The 17,388-nt window shown below is 50.3% G+C and carries 13 protein-coding genes; 9 read left to right on the top strand and 4 right to left on the bottom strand.

The window, feature by feature from the left end:
- Window positions 1-9: 9 nt before the first annotated feature.
- The 6 genes from DS731_RS19240 (at window position 10) to DS731_RS19215 (ending at window position 8,342) form a co-directional block, all read left to right on the top strand.
- On the top strand, window positions 10-1,839 hold the full coding sequence (locus DS731_RS19240) for a chemotaxis protein CheA (RefSeq protein ID WP_119502838.1): 1,830 nt from the start codon (window positions 10-12) through the stop codon (window positions 1,837-1,839).
- Entirely contained in the window at window positions 1,836-2,339 is a 504-nt protein-coding gene (locus tag DS731_RS19235) for a chemotaxis protein CheW (protein WP_119502837.1), read from the top strand. Before DS731_RS19240 ends, DS731_RS19235 begins: the two co-directional genes overlap by 4 nt.
- A gap of 3 nt (window positions 2,340-2,342) precedes the next feature.
- Entirely contained in the window at window positions 2,343-4,634 is a 2,292-nt protein-coding gene (locus tag DS731_RS19230) for a methyl-accepting chemotaxis protein (RefSeq protein ID WP_119502836.1), read from the top strand.
- Complete coding sequence (locus tag DS731_RS19225) at window positions 4,635-5,465, top strand: CheR family methyltransferase (protein WP_119502835.1); 831 nt, start codon at window positions 4,635-4,637, stop codon at window positions 5,463-5,465. It abuts the gene before it with no gap.
- Window positions 5,466-5,476: 11 nt separating this feature from the next.
- Window positions 5,477-6,085, top strand: coding sequence for a chemoreceptor glutamine deamidase CheD (cheD, locus tag DS731_RS19220; protein ID WP_119502834.1), 609 nt, complete (start codon window positions 5,477-5,479; stop codon window positions 6,083-6,085).
- Between the two features lie 142 nt (window positions 6,086-6,227).
- A complete protein-coding gene (locus tag DS731_RS19215; protein ID WP_119502833.1) occupies window positions 6,228-8,342 on the top strand; it encodes a TonB-dependent siderophore receptor in 2,115 nt (704 codons plus the stop codon).
- Window positions 8,343-8,429: 87 nt separating this feature from the next.
- On the opposite strand, the gene DS731_RS19210 is transcribed toward DS731_RS19215, so the two are convergent.
- From DS731_RS19210 to xylB, 3 genes are all read right to left on the bottom strand, one after another.
- Window positions 8,430-9,590: a pyridoxal phosphate-dependent aminotransferase gene (locus tag DS731_RS19210; RefSeq protein WP_181013677.1), complete on the bottom strand. Its 1,161-nt coding sequence runs from the start codon at window positions 9,588-9,590 to the stop codon at window positions 8,430-8,432.
- Between the two features lie 63 nt (window positions 9,591-9,653).
- Window positions 9,654-10,973, bottom strand: a complete 1,320-nt coding sequence (gene xylA, locus DS731_RS19205) for a xylose isomerase (protein WP_119502831.1) — start codon at window positions 10,971-10,973, stop codon at window positions 9,654-9,656.
- A 71-nt stretch (window positions 10,974-11,044) separates the two neighbouring features.
- Window positions 11,045-12,535, bottom strand: a complete 1,491-nt coding sequence (gene xylB / locus DS731_RS19200) for a xylulokinase (protein ID WP_119502830.1) — start codon at window positions 12,533-12,535, stop codon at window positions 11,045-11,047.
- A 169-nt stretch (window positions 12,536-12,704) separates the two neighbouring features.
- On the opposite strand from xylB, the gene DS731_RS19195 reads away from it, so the two are divergent.
- From DS731_RS19195 to DS731_RS19185, 3 genes are all read left to right on the top strand, one after another.
- Window positions 12,705-13,925, top strand: a complete 1,221-nt coding sequence (locus tag DS731_RS19195) for a XylR family transcriptional regulator (protein WP_119502829.1) — start codon at window positions 12,705-12,707, stop codon at window positions 13,923-13,925.
- Window positions 13,926-13,980: 55 nt separating this feature from the next.
- Window positions 13,981-15,399, top strand: coding sequence for a sugar porter family MFS transporter (locus tag DS731_RS19190; RefSeq protein ID WP_119502828.1), 1,419 nt, complete (start codon window positions 13,981-13,983; stop codon window positions 15,397-15,399).
- Window positions 15,400-15,530: 131 nt separating this feature from the next.
- A complete protein-coding gene (locus tag DS731_RS19185; RefSeq protein ID WP_119502827.1) occupies window positions 15,531-16,748 on the top strand; it encodes an MFS transporter in 1,218 nt (405 codons plus the stop codon).
- A gap of 35 nt (window positions 16,749-16,783) precedes the next feature.
- Here DS731_RS19185 and DS731_RS19180 read toward each other — a convergent pair whose 3' ends face one another.
- Window positions 16,784-17,257, bottom strand: coding sequence for a cupin domain-containing protein (locus DS731_RS19180; protein WP_119502826.1), 474 nt, complete (start codon window positions 17,255-17,257; stop codon window positions 16,784-16,786).
- Window positions 17,258-17,388 lie beyond the last annotated feature (131 nt).

Genomic DNA, 17,388 nt, shown 5'->3' with positions numbered 1-17,388 from the left:
GAGCGTAAAATGTCCATTGATGTTGGGCAGTTTCATACTGTCTTTTTCGACGAAAGCGACGAACATTTGCAGGAAATGGAACGCATCTTATTGGAAATTGATGTGTCTGCCCCTGATGATGAGGAACTAAACAGCATATTTCGCGCCGCCCACTCCATTAAAGGCGGCAGCGGTATTTTTGGTTTCGACGCACTTACCCGTCTGACCCATGTCATGGAAAACCTGCTCGACCAGGCCCGCAAACACCTTATGCCACTCACCACGGAATCCGTGGACTTACTGCTTTCCTCCACAGATGTGCTGAAGGAAACCCTCGAAGCTTACAAAGCGGGAACTGATACTCCCGACGACAATATTTCTGCCCGTATTGCTGAACTGGAAACCGTCCTTGGGAGCGGGAGTCAGGGAGAAAATAGCAGTCAGGCCAGCCAGCCGGCGGCATCCTCTGAATCCGGTGATAACGGTGAAGGGTTCGATTTCGGCTTTTTTGATGATGAAGAAGCATTACCTGTTGTCGCAGAAAGCGCAGATGAAACCTCTTCTGCTAACACCACAGACGTTGCGGCAGATGCCAAAGCGGCCGGACAGCCTGAGCCTGCTCCTGCGGCCGTTACCGTAAAACCAAAAGTACCGGCGAAAGCCTCACCGTCCAAAGAGAACGCCTCTATCCGCGTAGATACTACCAAGATCGACGGGTTGGTGAATCTGGTGGGAGAGCTTGTGATCACCCAGTCAATGCTCTCAATGGTGGGCAGTGAAGTAGACGGACAGGCAAGCGACCGGTTGCAACATGCAATCACCGAGTTGCAACGCAATACACGGGAAATTCAGGAATCGGTGATGTCCATGCGGATGTTGCCTGTAAATATGACCTTCAGCCGTTTCCCCCGGGTTGTCCGTGACTTGTCTAAAAAGTTAGGTAAGCAGGTCAATCTGGTGATGGAAGGTGAGCACACCGAAATTGACAAGAGTTTGATTGAAAAGCTGGTGGATCCACTTACCCACCTGGTGCGCAACAGTATTGATCACGGTGTGGAATCCCCTGAAGTCCGCAAGGCTGCCGGTAAACCAGAGGCGGGTACGGTGACACTGAGTGCGGAGCAAAAAGGCGGCAATATCGTCATCGGTATTACAGATGACGGTGCCGGTCTTAACCGTGAGCGCATTCTGGATAAAGCACGACAAAATGGTCTGTCTTTCAGTGACGACATGCCAGACAGTGATGTGTGGAATCTGATTTTCGAACCCGGCTTTTCCACTGCTGCGGAAGTGACTGACGTCAGTGGCAGGGGAGTTGGCATGGACGTGGTCAGACGAAATATTGAGTCGATTGGCGGAAGAATTGAGATAGTTTCAAAAACTGGAGAAGGATCAGGGTTTTACATCCAGTTGCCTCTCACTTTAGCCATTCTTGATGGCATGTGTGTGAAAGTTGGAAGTCGCATTTTTGTGATTCCTCTACTAAATATAATTGAGTCATTCCAACCAAAACCTAACGAACTGAAAAATATCCGGAATGAAAAACTGCTGTGGATCAGAGAACAGTACTGGCCGATGGTGGCACTGCACCAAATGATGGATATCGATGATGCCGTCACGTCGGCTACTCAAGGCATCGTTGTACTGGTGGAAAGTAGCAAAAAACGCTACGGCATTCAGGTTGACTCCATTTTAGGTCAGCAGCAGGTGGTGATTAAGAGTCTGGAGCGCCATTACCGGAAAATCCCCGGTCTGGCAGGAGCAACAATTATGGGTGATGGCACCGTGGCTATGATACTGGATGCAGACGCCGTGGCAGAACACTGTCAACTGCCCGCAGAAGAGGAGTTATGTGTATGAGCGAAGCCGCCGTACAACAGTCGGTGATGGCCGGAGATGATCGTGAATTTCTCAGTTTTGTTTTAGGTGAGGAGCACTACGCGCTGGACATCACCACCGTGAAGGAAATCAGAGGTTACGAGCAGGTAACGAAAATCGCCAATGCTCCTGACTTTATAAAAGGGGTCATGAACCTGCGGGGCGATATTGTGCCTGTGGTTGACCTGCGCATTAAGTTCAATGTGGGCGAAGCCACTTACAACGAATTCACCATTGTCATTATGTTGAATGTGGATGAGCGCATAGTGGGTATTGTGGTTGACGGTGTATCTGATGTTATCCGTTTAACTGAAGAAGAAATGTTGCCACCTCCGGAGTTTGGCGTGGCGTTTGATAGTCGGTATTTACATGGCTTGGCGGATGTGGACGAAACCATGGTCATTCTTGTCAATATTGAAAGTTTAATTAACAGCAATGAACTTGGGCTGGTGGAAGTCGGTCAGGCGAGTGTAGGAGAGTAATCGATGGGTGTTTTTAAATGGTTAAGTGGTGAGGACAATGCCGTAGTAGGATCGCTGGAAAGCATCCAGGCCCTTGAAGCATCGTCTGCATGTCTGCTGATTCTGGATGGCCAGTGCAACATAGTGGTCGCAAACAAAGCGGCAAAAGCGCTGCTGGGGCAACTGGAAAGTAGTATTAAAGCCCGCAATGGCGGCTTTTCAGTCATGACCCTTATTGGCAGTAATATCAGTGCCCTGGGCTTACAGGCCAGCAGTCTTCAGCAGGCCGCGGCCCAGTCGCCGGGCGGTGGCGAAGTATTACTGGAACTGAAGGACCGGAATATTAAGGTCACGGTGGCCGGGCTGAAAAACGTGCGTGGCGAGACAACCGCCTACAGCGTTGAACTGATTGATAATCAGGATGCCATTTTAACCAATGCTATTACTGACGCACTGAATCGCGTTCAGGCGGTTATTCAGTTCTATCCGGACGGCACGATTATTACCGCTAATGAAAATTTTTGCGGTGCAGTGGGTTATGACCTGGAAGAAATTCAGGGTCAACACCACCGTATCTTTTGCAAAAGCGATTATACGTCAAGCCAGGAATATAAAGACTTTTGGCGCAATCTGGCCCGTGGTCAGGTGTCCTCAGGTGAGTTCTGCCGGATTCGCAAAGACGGCAGTGAGATTTGGATCAATGCATCTTACAACCCGGTATACGATGAAAACGGTAAAGTGATCCGGGTTGTTAAATTTGCAACAGACATCACTGACGAGAAAATCAAAAATGCTTATTACGGAGGTCAGATTGAGGCATTGAACCGTGCTCAGGCGGTTATCGAATTTAACCTGGACGGTACAATTATCAACGCCAATGAGAACTTCCTTGGTGCCATGGGCTATTCTCTGGAAGAAATTCAGGGCAAACATCACAGCATGTTTGTGGATGCGGAATATAAGAAAAGCCCGGAATACCGGTCTTTTTGGGAGCAACTGGGTAAAGGTATCTACTTCGCCGATGAGTTTAAACGCATCAATAAAGCCGGTGACGATGTGTGGATCCAGGCTTCCTACAACCCGATTTTCGACCAGAATGGTAAACCCTACCGCGTGGTTAAATACGCTGTAGATATTACCGCGCGGGTTAAGGCAGTTCAGGCTATCCGTGCCACTATGCAACGTTTGGTGGTGGGCGATCTGGATACCGACCCGTTACAACTTGATGGTGACTTCGCTGAACTGGGTAACTCAATTAACCGGTTCGTTCAGGATAATAAACGCATCATCGGTACTATCAGCGATGTTATGTCTTCAATGTCAGCCGGTGACTTAACACAGCGGGTCGATGATGACTTTCAGGGTGAATTCCAGGTGCTGGCCAACGCCATCAACTCGTTTGCCGAAGAAATCTCAGGGACTATCCGTTCGATTAACGAAGCGGTAGACACCATTAATACGGCTTCGTCGGAAATTGCCACAGGTAACGCTGACTTATCCAGCCGGACTGAGCAGCAGGCGTCCAGCTTGGAAGAAACGGCCTCCGCGATGGAAGAACTGACAGGTACCGTGCGTCTGAATGCCGAGAACGCAGAGCAGGCAAACATGCTGGCTTCTCAGGCTTCAAAAGTTGCTAATGAAGGCGGGGATCTTATTCGTCAGGTGGTAAATACCATGGGCGATATCAATGCATCAGCTCAGGAAATCTCAGACATCATCGGCGTCATTGACGGTATTGCCTTCCAGACTAACATCCTTGCACTGAATGCGGCTGTAGAGGCAGCCAGAGCCGGTGAGCAGGGCCGCGGCTTTGCCGTGGTAGCATCGGAAGTGCGTACGCTGGCACAACGTTCAGCGGAAGCCGCGAAGGAAATTAAAGAGTTAATTTCTGACTCTGTGGGCAAAATCAACGGCGGTAACCAGTTGGTTAACAAATCCGGCGATACCATGGCTGAAGTGGTTAATGCGATTCAACGCGTGAACGACATCATGTCTGAAATCTCTGCAGCGTCTTCTGAGCAGGCTACCAGCATCGAAGAAGTGGGCAAAGCCGTGAACAGCATGGACGAAATGACGCAACAAAACGCGGCACTGGTTGAAGAGGCTGCTGCTGCGGCTGACAGCTTGCAACAACAAGCCATTGGCCTGACAGAACGGGTTGCGATGTTCAAACTGGATGGCGGCAGTTTGCTTGCGCCACCGCCAGCTAAAAGAATGAACGGCTCTGCAAAGCCGGCCGCACGTATGACAGCCGTGAGTGCGCCTAAAGCTCTGAAGCCAGGCTCGCCAAGCGAGAGTGAGTGGGAGACATTCTAAATGACCGCCGCAACCGCTGAACAAGTCGACAGAGAATATGCTTATAGTCAGGACGACTTCGAACGGGTGCGCGCCACTGTGTTTAAAATTGCAGGCATTCGTCTGGCAGACTCTAAAGTTACCATGGTGTACAGCCGGTTATCCCGGCGCCTCAGGGCGCTGGGGCTGAAAACCTTTAGTGACTATTTAAAAGTGGTAGAGCGCAGTGACATTGAGCAACAGGAATTTGTTAATGCGCTGACTACTAACTTAACGTCATTTTTCCGTGAGCCTCATCATTTCACCGCGTTGGAAAAGTACCTTCGTAATCATTCCAATGTGACCGCGATTTGGTGCGCGGCGAGCAGTACAGGAGAAGAACCTTACTCTATTGCTATGACTGTTGCTGAAACCTTTGGCTCATTCCGGCCGGGTATCAAAATCTACGCATCGGACATTGACAGCAAGGTGCTGGCAACCGCAAAAAATGGTGTATACAAAGCGTCGTCCATCGAGAAAATGTCACCGGAAAGACAAAAGCAGTTTTTCTACCGTGGCAAAGGCTCGAAATCCGGCATGGTGCGGGTGGTCGATGAAGTGCGGGAGATGGTGGAATTCAGGCAAATCAATCTGTTACATAAAGATTATGGCTTCAAAGAGAAAATGGACGTCATTTTTTGCCGTAACGTAATGATTTATTTTGATAAACCAACTCAATATCAGATCCTGAACAGGCTGGTTGGGCATCTCAAGCATGACAGCTTGTACATCGCCGGACACTCTGAGCATTTTGCTGATGCGTCGGATATTCTCAGACCGGTCGGTAAAACAATTTACGCGCCAGTCAGGTAGTTACACATAACGTGACCGCCCATGATTTTAGTCAGCCTCCCACCTATTACGACAGTCGTTTTGGCCGTGATGCGGTAAAAATTTTACCCGGCCAATACTATGTCACTGCGGAAGACAAACTCATTGTGACGGTACTCGGCTCCTGCGTGGCAGTCTGCTTGTATGATCCCATCACTGAAGTTGGCGGCATGAACCATTTCATGCTGCCAAATAATAAGCAAATCGACAAAATGTCTTTTGAAGCAAACCGCTACGGTGTGCATGCCATGGAAGTGCTGTTAAATGATTGCCTGCATCTGGGCGGAGAAAAGAAACGTCTGGTTGCTAAGGTATTCGGCGGTGCCAGAGTGTTGCCCGGTTATGTGCAAAATGATATCGGCGCAACCAATTCTGAATTTGCCATCGACTTCTTAAGAACCGAGAATATTCCCATCCTGGCCAGCGATTTGATGGCTAATTACGCCCGCAAAATTTACTTCACGCCATCTACCGGTTCGGTGCTGATGAAGCGCATTTACGACATGAACAACAACACTATTCATGACCGTGAGGCGGAACTCGCCATGCGTGTTAACGAGGAAACAAAAGCGACCGGTTCCATTGATATGTTTGGAAATTAAGCCGGAAAAGGACTGTAAGTCATTAAAATCGATTCCTGAAACGTATTCCGTGTGTCATGAAAGTTTTTTAAAAATCTGTTTGCGGTAGCTTTTGTGATGTTATAACATTTTGTGCCGGTAAATTCCCGGCACAGAAGATTTTATGAAAAAGCAGTTTTTATATTCATTACTCGCACTATCCACCAGCGCAGCAGCACAAGAGAGTGTTATTGCCGCGCAGGAAAAGAAGGATGACGTGGAACACATTGAAGTGAAGCGACACTTCCAGCCTTACCGTGGCAATGTTCCGTTAATTCAAACGCCTCAGGCAGTTGATCGTATCAGTGCAGATCAGTTAGCCAATGAAGGCATTACCCGGTTTATCGATGCGCTGGACTTTTCTCCTGCTGTAGTCAGACAGAATAACTCCGGAGGCATGTTCGACAGCTTTGCTATTCGTGGTTTCTCAGGCGATGAAAACAACGCCACCGGCTATCTCATTAACGGCTTCAATGTTCGCGGTTACAGCGGGAACCGCGGCACCGTAAATATTCAGTCAGTTGAAGTGATGAAGGGCCCCGGCTCGGCCTTGTATGGTCAGGGAGAACCCGGCGGTACCATCAATATCGTTACTAAAAAGCCACAGTTTGATGAACAGGGCTACGTTCAGGGCACACTGGGTAATTACAGTAAGAAAGAGGTTGAATTCGATTACACGAATGGTCTGAATGAAGACATGGCTTACCGGCTCAATGGTTCATATGAAGACTCTGACACATACAGGGATACCGTTTTCTTTAAAAACCTCAATATCAATCCTTCGTTTATCTGGAACCTGTCCGACGTAACCAGTTTGAGTTATCAGATGGAAATCCTTGATCAGGAGAAACCGCTGGACCGTGGTGTCTATGTGCTGGACAACGATTTTGATGCGGTGAACCCTGAAGACTTTTACGGTGATATCCGGGACGGTGCACATGAAGTGAAAACCTTCGGTCATCAACTGGTGCTGAACCACGAACTGACTCACAGCTGGCACCTGCTTACAGGTATGGCGTACCGCGATTCATCCATGAAAGGACAATCTTCAGATACAGAATTGTCGGCTGGTCGTCAGTTATTACTGACTGATCCGGATATTCTGTCGCGCCAGCGAAGAACCCGTGATTATGAAGCGCAGGATTTATCCTTACGTGCAGAATTGAGCGGCGAAGCAGAGGTTGCCGGTTTAACCAATAACCTGCTGATTGGTCTTGATTACTATAATTATCATATCGATACAGACTATCGTCGCTGGCGTACAGCCTGGGGTGCCGGTGACACCACTTACAGTATCGATCCGGCCAATCCTGATTACACCATAGCCCGTCCTGATGTATCGCCTGTTACCCTTACTGCAGAAAAGCAACAGGGTCTGGGTTTTTATGCGCAGGATCTCATCGAGTTGAATGAAGCCACTAAACTTCTGCTGGGTTTCCGTGTAGACAAATTTGAGCAGGAAATTTATGACCATCTGGCAGGTGCCGGTCAGAGCCAGGATCAAACAGTGGTCACGCCCCGTCTCGGCCTGACTTATGCTGTAAACGAAAAGGTCAGCCTGTATACCAGCTATGCCGAAGGATTCAGACCCAACCCCGGGCTTGATTCCGACCGCAACGCGTTTGACCCGGAAGAAACAACCTCGTTTGAAGTGGGTGCTAAGTGGGAAAATCTGGCTGAGCGGTTCTCCGGTAGCATTGCTATCTTTGACGCTGAAAAAACCAATATGCTGACAGCAGAGCCCAACACCGGGTTGTCGGCGACATTAGGTACAGTGGAGAGTCAGGGCATTGAGTTTCAGTTGACCACAGACTTAACAGCCAATACCCGTCTGGATTTCTCGTATGCTTACACGGATGCGCAAACCGCCAATGAAGTGAACAACCTCGATTGGGGCGTGACCATTCCGAAAGGTTCCCGCCTGATCAATGTGGCAAAACATGCAGGTTATATCTCGCTGAATCACTACACGAAACTGATGGAAAAAGAGGCGTTCTTCGGTGCAACGGTGCGTTATGTGGGCGACCGCCTGGGGGAAACCACTGACGCCGGATTTATACTGCCGTCCTATACGCTGGTGAACCTGTCGGCTTCGCTGGCATTAAATGAGAAGCTGAGTGTGAAGTTCGACGTCAATAACCTGTTTGATGAAGTGTACTTTGAAAACTCATACCACAAGCTTTGGGTAATGCCGGGCTCGCCGGTGAATTACACTGCCAGTGTGAAATATCAGTTTTAAATAAATGTACTCACAAAGCCGGTTCCGCTGCTTTCAGGAGCCGCTGACCGGCTTTTCTATATTTAAGCCGCAACCAGTCCTGATAAATCACAGTGACGCCAGGAAAGTACCGATACGCTTTATACCTTCATCCAGTGCAGTTTCTGAAGCTGCGAAGGACAAACGCACATAGTCATCACCGGTGGCCTCGCCAAAATCATTACCCGGTGTCAGGGCAACGTGCTGTTCTTCCAGTAACCGCTCACAGAATGTCATGGCGTTCAGACCGGTAGAGGTGACGTTGATATATACATAAAACGCGCCGTCCGGCTCCACATCCACGGACAATCCAGCCTGCTTTAAGCCATCAAGAACCCGCTGACGCCGGTGCAGCAGAATATCTCTGCGTCCTTCGCAAACGTTCAGGGTTTCCGGGGTGAAACAGGCCAGCGCCGCATATTGCGCGGGGGTCGACGGGCAAATGTATAAGTTCTGCGCCAGACGCTCCATCACCGGCACCATGTCATCCGGCACTACACACCAGCCTAAACGCCAGCCGGTCATACCGAAGTACTTTGAAAAGCTGTTGATCACAATGGCGTCGGGGTCAAAAGCCAGTACGGTCTGAGCGTGACCATGATGGCTGAGATTCAGGTAAATTTCGTCAACAATGCGCCAGCCATCACGGGATTTTACAAAATCGCATACTGCCGCCAGATCACTTTCAGGCACTGATGTGCCCGTGGGATTAGACGGTGATGCCAGCATCACACCTTTGGTATCGCTCTGCCAGTTTGCCTGCACGCTTTGTGGTGTCAGCTGAAAGCGCTGTTCAGCGCCTGCGGGAATGCTTTGCAACTGCCCGCCAAAGCTTCGGATAAACTGACGGTTGCACGGGTAGGCCGGGTCGGCCAGCATCACTTTGTCGCCGTGGTTAACCAGTGCGGCACTCACCAGAAGCAGCGCGGCGGATGCTCCTGCAGTCACCACAACATTGTTTGGATTGACAGCAACACCATGTCGCTGAAGATAGAAACCGGCAATGGCTTCCCGCAGGGCCGGTAAACCTAAGGCTGACGTGTAGGGCAGTTCTGCCTTTTCCATGACGTCCTGCATGGCCTGCACGACCGGACCCGGAGCACCGAAATCCGGTTCGCCAATATTGAGTCTGACGACATGATGCCCTTTTGCTTCAAGGGCACTGGCTTTCTCTGAAAAAGCCATGGCATAGAAGGGTGTAATGGCGTTGGCACGATCTGAAAACTTCAACAAAACAGGCTCCCCGTAAAAACGAGGAGCCATGATACAGCAAACCGGTCAGCGCCAGCCAGCTTACTTGTAGATCACCTGGTTTACGATGTTTTCCAGGCCTTCCTGTTTGCCGGATACCGGCTTGGGATCCAGTGCGTTATCGCTGGCGAACTTAGCTACGTCTTCCAGCGACATTTTACCGTTTAATACCTGCTGGCCGAAATCTTCTGACCAGCCAGCATAGCGTTTCTCAACGGCGTTACCCAGTGCTTCTGACTCCAGCAGTGCAGCGGCTTTCTTCAGGCCCAGCGCACAGGTATCCATGCCCCCAATGTGGCCCAGGAATAAGTCCTCCGGTTCGGTGCTTTGACGGCGTAATTTGGTGTCAAAGTTAAAGCCGCCTGAGGTGTAGCCACCATTTTTCAGAATTTCGTAACAAATCAGTGTCATTTCTTCTACTGAATTAGGGAACTGGTCAGTATCCCAGCCTAATTGCGGGTCGCCGCGGTTGGCATCAATAGAGCCAAAGATACCCAGTGCAAATGCAGTGGCAATTTCGTGATGGAAAGAGTGGCCGGACAAGGTGGCGTGGTTGGCTTCAATGTTTACGGCAAACTCTTTCTCTAAACCAAATTCAGACAGGAAGCCGTGTACGGTTGCTGTGTCGTAGTCGTACTGATGTTTCGTCGGTTCCTGTGGCTTAGGTTCTATCAGCAGCAGGCCGTCAAAGCCGATTTTGTGTTTGTGTTCTACCACCATATTCATGAAGCGCCCCAGTTGCTGACGTTCACGTTTTAAATCGGTGTTCAGCAGGGTTTCGTAACCTTCACGGCCGCCCCACAACACGTAGTTTTCACCGCCCAGTTGTTTGGTGGCGTTCATCGCATGAAATACCTGAGTGGCTGCGCGGGCAAACACGGCCGGATCCGGGTTGGTTGCTGCGCCTGACATGTAACGGGGGTGGCTGAATACATTCGCCGTGCCCCAGAGCAGTTTCATGCCGGTTTCTTCCTGCTTGTGCGCCAGCACTTCAGTCATGGTGGAAAAGTTGTGCACGTATTCTTTCAGAAACTGACCTTCCGGTGCCACATCAACATCGTGAAAGCAGTAGTAAGGCGCGCCGAGCTTTTCCAGAAATGAGAAAGCCGCATCCGCCTTCGCTTTAGCTTGCGTCATGGCATCACCCTGAGTCAGCCAGGGACGATTAAATGTGCCGCCACCGAATACATCAGCTCCGTCCCAGCAGAAGTTGTGCCAATAGCAGGCAGCAAATCGAAGGTGCGCTTCCATGGTTTTACCCATGATCACTTCTTCCGGGTTGTAGTGTTTAAATGCCAGCGGATTGGTCGAGTCCGCGCCTTCGTATTTGATCTTTGGAATTGCGTCGAAATAGTTGCTCATATTCTTTTTCCTGTTCAGGCAGGGTTATGGTGAAGACAGTGTGAAAGACCCTGCGCAGTTCAACAATTATGTTAATTCGTGAAAGTTTTCTGTTTTTTCGGTGACGACCAGAAAGGTTCTATGGCGTAGTAAAGCTCACGGAACTGCTGACGTTTTGCTAAATAGGCTTCGTTAACTTTGGGGTCTGGTTTATATTCCGCTTCTGCTTCGGGCTGGAAACAAATATCAGATAAGGATTTGTCGGGATTCACCGCCAGTTGCGCAAGCCTTGCCGCTCCGAGCGCAGGGCCAACATCGCCGCCTTTGCGGTAAGTTAAGGTCTGACCGCTGATATCGCTGAGCAATTGTCGCCAGAAAGGACTTTTCGCTCCGCCGCCTATCAGACTGATTGACGATACACTGACGCCACTTTGATGCACTGCGTCCATGCCGTCTGCCAGCGCCATGGAAACACCTTCAATAACAGCTCTGGCCAAGTGTGCGCGGGTAGTGCTGGCTGTGACCCCGAAAAAGGCTGCTTTCGCATAAGGATTATTATGCGGTGTCCGCTCACCGGTCAGGTAAGGCAAAAACAACGGCGTAGCTTCATCAGAATAAGAGACTGACTGCTCAACATCATCAAGCATCGCCCCTACATCCTCGTAACCACTTTGAGCTGCGTACCATTGTAAACAGCTCGCAGCACTCAGCATTACCGACATCATATGCCAGCGGGAAGGCAGAGCATGACAGAAGCTGTGTACAGCCTGCTCTGTGTTAATGCGAAAGGTATCGGTGACGGCAAAGTAAACCCCGGATGTGCCCAGTGACAGCATGGCCTGACCCGGATCAACAATACCGCAGCCAATAGCGCCGGCAGCGTTATCGCCACCGCCGCCGGCAACAGGGACGGATTTCATGCCCCAGCGTTCGGCAAGGCTGGCCGTCAGCTCTCCGGTAACCGCATTCCCTTCGAAAAGTGCCGGCATATGAGATTCATTCAGCCCTGTGGCAGCCAGCAATGTGCTGTCCCATTTACGGGATTCCGTATTCAGCCAGATAGTGCCGGCTGCATCTGACATTTCGCTGGCAAATTCACCGGTCAGTTTGTAACGCAGGTAATCTTTGGGCAACAATACTTTGTGAATGCGTCTGTAGACATCAGGTTCATGGTGCTTAATCCACAGGATTTTAGGCGCGGTGAAGCCTGCCATCACGATATTACCGCTGCGCTGACGTGCGTCGCTCACGGCCGCTTCTATTTCATGACATTCATCGTCGCACCGGCCGTCGTTCCACAAAATGGCAGGGCGCAACACGTCACCGTTTTCATCCAGCAAGGTTGCCCCGTGCATTTGTCCGCTCAGTCCGATAGCCTTCACGGTACTTAAGTCCTGCGATGCTTTCAGCGCATCCAGACACTGACAGGTCGCTTCCCACCAGTCTGCCGGATCCTGCTCTGACCATAAAGCCCTTGGCATCGACACATCCAGAGACGCATGGGTGGTTCTTAACACCGCGCCCTGTTCGTCTGTTAACACCACTTTTACCCCTGAGGTGCCTAAATCAATGCCTATGTACATGTTGTTTTCACTTCTGGTAATCCGCTATTCCTCTATGTTGATTATCAAAAGCGATCAGAGCAATTATGAAATTTTGTAATCTTTTTGTTAATTGCTTTGCAGTGGTTTAGGATGCGTAAAAACAATATTCATAAATTGCTTTACGGAATCTTATTAGTCGGGGCCAGCTATGTTCGAAAAGTCACACAGTATCACGCTGCTGTTTAATGCCAGTAAGGTTTATGACCGTCAGATTATCGAAGGTATAGGCCGATATTTGCAAACGTCGAAAGCCGACTGGGACTTGTATCTTGAAGAGGACTTTATGACCCGGCTGGAGCATCTGGACGAGTGGAGCGGAAACGGAATTATTGCGGATTTTGATAATCCTGCTATTGAAAAAGCGCTGACTAAAGCCAGAGTGCCGGTAGTGGCAGTAGGCGGTTCTTATCAAAATAAGGCTGATTATCCCCAAGTGCCCTACGTCGCTACCGATAACTTTGCATTGGTTGAAGCTGCATTTGAACATTTAAAACAAAAAGGCATAGAACAATTCGCCTTTTACGGTGCGCCTCTTGACTCTCAGAACCGGTGGGCACATGAGCGTGAACGCGCCATGCTGGAATTGACTCGGCGGGAAGGCTATGAGTGTTTCGTTTATCGTGGTCATGCCGTACGCCCGGAAACCTGGCAGTATTCTTTAAAACGACTCACCGACTGGCTGAATAGTTTACCGGAACCGACCGGAATCGTGGCAGTTACCGATGCGCGGGCCCGTCACCTGCTGCAAGCCTGTGATCATCTTGGCTTACTCATTCCTGAAAGGTATTCAGTGATAGGTATAGATGATGACGAGCTGGCCCGGTACCTGAGTCGTGTCAGTCTGACATCAGTGAAGCAGGGCTGTTTTGACATGGGGTTTCAGGCTGCAAGAATGCTGCACCGGCAATTGCAGGGTTTACCAGTCAGCAAAGCGCCGGTACTCGTACCACCCGAGCGTGTAGCTGAACGGCAGTCTACCGATTACAAAGCGATTAAAGACCCGCTGGTAATGCAGGCTATGCATTTCATACGGCATAACGCATGTCGGGGTATTAAGGTTGACCAGGTGCTGGACTACGTAGGTATATCCCGCTCAAACCTGGAGGGCCGTTTCAAAGAGGAGCGGGGACACAGTATTCACACCGAAATTCATAACGAAAAACTCAGCCGTGCCTGCAAAATGCTGAAGGAAACTGATGAAGCCGCAGTTGAAATCGCAGAAATTTGTGGCTACCCGTCGATTCAATACATGTATGCCATATTCCGCAAGCATTTTAACCAGACTCCGGTGGAGTACCGTCAGGCACACCGGCCCCAAAGTCTGGATGACTTGCCCGTGGAAGGTTTATCAAAGTTTGCCGCCATCTAGAGAGCAATGAAACTTAAATGACGCAGAATTATTAATAACGGAGAATCAGTACCCTATGGAAACCGTGTTATCAGCAAGTACAGACAAGCCCTCTGAAAACAGGAGTTTTATACTCTTCATCAGTGTTGTTGCCACCATTGGTGGTTTCTTATTCGGGTTCGACAGTGGCGTTATTAACGGCACTGTTGACGGTTTGCAGGCCGCCTTTCAGTCAGAAAGTGTGGGTACGGGATTTAATGTTTCCAGTATGCTTTTAGGGTGTGCCGTCGGTGCTTTTTTTGCCGGGCGGCTGGCAGATAAGTACGGCAGAAGGGCATTGCTGCTGGTGGCGGCAGTGTTCTTTATTATCAGTGCCTGGGGCTCCGGCGTTTCAACCAGTGGTGGTGAGTTTGTTTTCTATCGTATCCTGGGTGGGCTTGCGGTAGGCGCTGCCTCTGTCATGGCACCGGCTTATATTGTCGAAGTTTCGCCTGCCAGATACCGTGGCATGCTCACGTCGATTCAGCAAATCGCGATTATCAGCGGGTTATTTGCCGCTTTTCTCAGTAACTATATTCTTGCTGATTTCGCCTCGGGTTCTACGCAGGCTCTGTGGATGGATTATGCAGCCTGGCGCTGGATGTTCTGGATGGAGCTTATCCCGGCGTCGTTGTTCTTACTGATGCTGCTATTTATACCTGAAAGTCCCCGTTTCCTTGTCGTTAAAGGAGATAAAGTCAAGGCGCAGCAGGTTTTGGGCAAGCTTTACGGTGATGCAGGAGCGGGCAAGCTGACTGAAATTGAATCCACACTGGCAAATGATCATCAGCCTCGCCTGAGCGACCTGAAACAACCGGATACCGGAAAGGTCAGACCCATCGTGTGGATTGGTCTGGGCCTTGCCACCTTGCAGCAACTGGTGGGTATTAACGTGGTGTTCTATTACGGCGCGGTGTTATGGCAGGCCGTCGGCTTCTCAGAAAGTGACGCCCTTCTGATCAACGTGATAAGCGGAGCCATCAGTATTGCTGCCTGTCTGGTTACCCTGGCAATCATCGATAAAGTGGGCCGTAAACCGCTGTTGAAGTGGGGTTCTGCCGGTATGTCTGTCACGCTTATCGCGCTGGTTGTCGCGTTTGGCAACGCAGAGCAGGGGATGGACGGAAAACTGATAATGGGTGCCTGGGGACCTGTTGCACTGATTGCTGCCAATCTGTATGTGTTCTGCTTCAACTTCTCATGGGGACCGGTCATGTGGGTGATGCTGGGAGAAATGTTCCCCAATCAAATCCGTGGCTCCGGTCTGGCGGTGAGCGGATTGATCCAGTGGCTGACAAACTTCGCTATCACATGGACTTTCCCGATGATGCTGGCCGGTATTGGTCTGGCAGGCGCATACGGCTTCTATGCATTATGTGCTGTGCTGTCAGTGATTTTTGTCAGCAAGTACGTGTATGAAACCCGCGGTCGTGAACTGGAAGATATGAAAGGCTGAGCCGGCGGGAAAAACCTTACATCCACTGAGTATTAAAGGCATACGAAAAGCGGTAGTATGCCTTTTTACGTTTCAGCCTTTTACCGCAAGCAGATACCGGAGTGGAAAGGGCTGCATCACAAGGATGCCTCATGTCACAGCCGGTCAGACTCCTCAGTTTCTCCATCGCTTTTGCCTGCATATTGTTATCGCTCAATTTTGGATTGCGTTCTTCCATGGGTTTCTTCATGGAGCCTGTTTCCTCAGAGTTTGGCTACGGCCGGGAGGTGTTTGCTTTTGCGCTGGCGATGCAAAATTTATGGTGGGGACTCTTTCAGCCTGTTGCCGGGGCGATGGCAGACCGTTTCGGTACCGTAAAAACCGTTATTCTGGGCGCCTTCCTGTATGCCGGTGGTTTAGCGGTTACTGCCTTCAGTGACAGCGCCGGCAGCCTGAATGTGGGAGCCGGCTTGCTGATGGGGATGGGCATCGCCGCCTCCGGTTTGGGTGTGGTATTGCCTGCGATGGCGAGAATGGTGTCTCCGGAAAAACGCTCATTTGCCTTAGGTCTTGGCAGTGCTGCCGGCTCCGCCGGACAGTTGCTGGTAGTACCCGTTGCACAGCATTTTATTGCCGCTTATGGCTGGAGCAATGCGTTGTTACTGATGGCGGGAAGTGCGCTGATGATGAGCCTGATGGCCGGTTCATTAACCGGCAGCGGCGGGCAACAGGCGGCGCAGGGCAACACACAGGTGCGTCAGACCGTGAAAGAAGCGCTGAAAGAGGCTTGTACTTACCCCCATTACTGGCTGATTGTGGTGGGGTTTTATGTGTGCGGTTTCCAGCTGGCATTCATTACCGTGCATATGCCTGCATTTCTTGCTGACAGGGGCTTTACTGCTGACATCGCGGTCATGAGCCTGGCACTTATCGGGTTGTTTAACATCTTTGGCTGCCTGTTGTCCGGCTCATGGGCGGGTAAATATTCCAAGAAAAATCTGCTCACCCTCATTTACGCATTGCGGGCTGTCGCCATTGCCGGCTTCATGTATTTTCCTATGTCATCAACATCGGTTTACATATTCTCTATTGTGACTGGTTTGTTGTGGCTGGCCACGGTGCCGCCTACATCCGGGCTGGTGGCGCAGTTATTCGGTTTGCCGCACATGGGGCTGCTGTATGGCATTGTGTTTTTAAGCCATCAGCTGGGTTCATTCAGCGGAGTCTGGCTGGGTGGTTATCTGTACGATACCACCGGTTCTTACGATGTAGTCTGGTGGAGTGCCTGTGTGATTGCCGGTATCACTGCGCTGATCCACATTTTCATTGATGAGCGCCCGGTTTTAAGATTGCGGACTGCACAGGCATAGTGAAGACGGGCGTGATGTCACGCCGGTCTGTTGATTCAGATAAAACGTGACATATCCGGGTGGGCGATCTCAATCCATTGTTTCAGTGACGGTTCCTCAATGAAACTGAAGTCTGCGAAGTCAAAGCCCGGCGCTACGCTGCAGCCCACGAGAGTGTATTCTCCGGTGGTTTCAGCGGCCTGAAAGTTGCCGGCCGGAATGACAGCTGCATAGCCATGTTCCCTGCCACCAATCCGCTGTTCTCTCAGCTGTTGCTGATGAATGTGGTACAGACGCAACGGCGCTCCCTCGTAATGGTTCCAGACTTCATCGTGTAAAACGCGGTGGAAGCGGCTTACCTGGCCTTCAAGCAACAAAAAGTAGATATGCGTCATGGCGGGGCGGCCCAGACCGTGTGCAGGTGAATTAACCTGTTTATCAGACTTGAATATCTGCCTGTAAAATCCGCCTTCCGGGTGTGGTTCCAGTTGCAGTTGATCGATTAATTCGTGATGTCGCGTTTTGCCCATGTTTTTATAATTCTTCTTTTGTGAGTTTACCCTGTACAAATAGCATACCGTGCCCGTTAATCGAAAACACCATCTTTATTAACCAATTCTAAACAAATCCGATGTGGTGAACGGGTGAACTTTTTTTCACA

Origin of the sequence: Alteromonas sp. RKMC-009, from assembly GCF_003584565.2 — a bacterium.
Classification (GTDB): domain Bacteria; phylum Pseudomonadota; class Gammaproteobacteria; order Enterobacterales; family Alteromonadaceae; genus Alteromonas.
Note: the sequence above shows the minus strand (reverse complement) of the source record. Positions and strands in the feature narration are given on the sequence as shown.

Excerpts from the sequence above, each read along its gene's own strand:
- DS731_RS19215 (WP_119502833.1), top strand. The coding sequence starts at position 6,228 with ATGAAAAAGCAGTTTTTATATTCATTACTCGCACTATCCACCAGCGCA.
- DS731_RS19185 (WP_119502827.1), top strand. The coding sequence starts at position 15,531 with ATGTCACAGCCGGTCAGACTCCTCAGTTTCTCCATCGCTTTTGCCTGC.
- DS731_RS19195 (WP_119502829.1), top strand. The coding sequence starts at position 12,705 with ATGTTCGAAAAGTCACACAGTATCACGCTGCTGTTTAATGCCAGTAAG.
- DS731_RS19190 (WP_119502828.1), top strand. The coding sequence starts at position 13,981 with ATGGAAACCGTGTTATCAGCAAGTACAGACAAGCCCTCTGAAAACAGG.
- DS731_RS19180 (WP_119502826.1), bottom strand. The coding sequence starts at position 17,257 with ATGGGCAAAACGCGACATCACGAATTAATCGATCAACTGCAACTGGAA.
- DS731_RS19230 (WP_119502836.1), top strand. The coding sequence starts at position 2,343 with ATGGGTGTTTTTAAATGGTTAAGTGGTGAGGACAATGCCGTAGTAGGA.
- DS731_RS19240 (WP_119502838.1), top strand. The coding sequence starts at position 10 with ATGTCCATTGATGTTGGGCAGTTTCATACTGTCTTTTTCGACGAAAGC.
- xylA (WP_119502831.1), bottom strand. The coding sequence starts at position 10,973 with ATGAGCAACTATTTCGACGCAATTCCAAAGATCAAATACGAAGGCGCG.
- DS731_RS19235 (WP_119502837.1), top strand. The coding sequence starts at position 1,836 with ATGAGCGAAGCCGCCGTACAACAGTCGGTGATGGCCGGAGATGATCGT.
- DS731_RS19225 (WP_119502835.1), top strand. The coding sequence starts at position 4,635 with ATGACCGCCGCAACCGCTGAACAAGTCGACAGAGAATATGCTTATAGT.
- xylB (WP_119502830.1), bottom strand. The coding sequence starts at position 12,535 with ATGTACATAGGCATTGATTTAGGCACCTCAGGGGTAAAAGTGGTGTTA.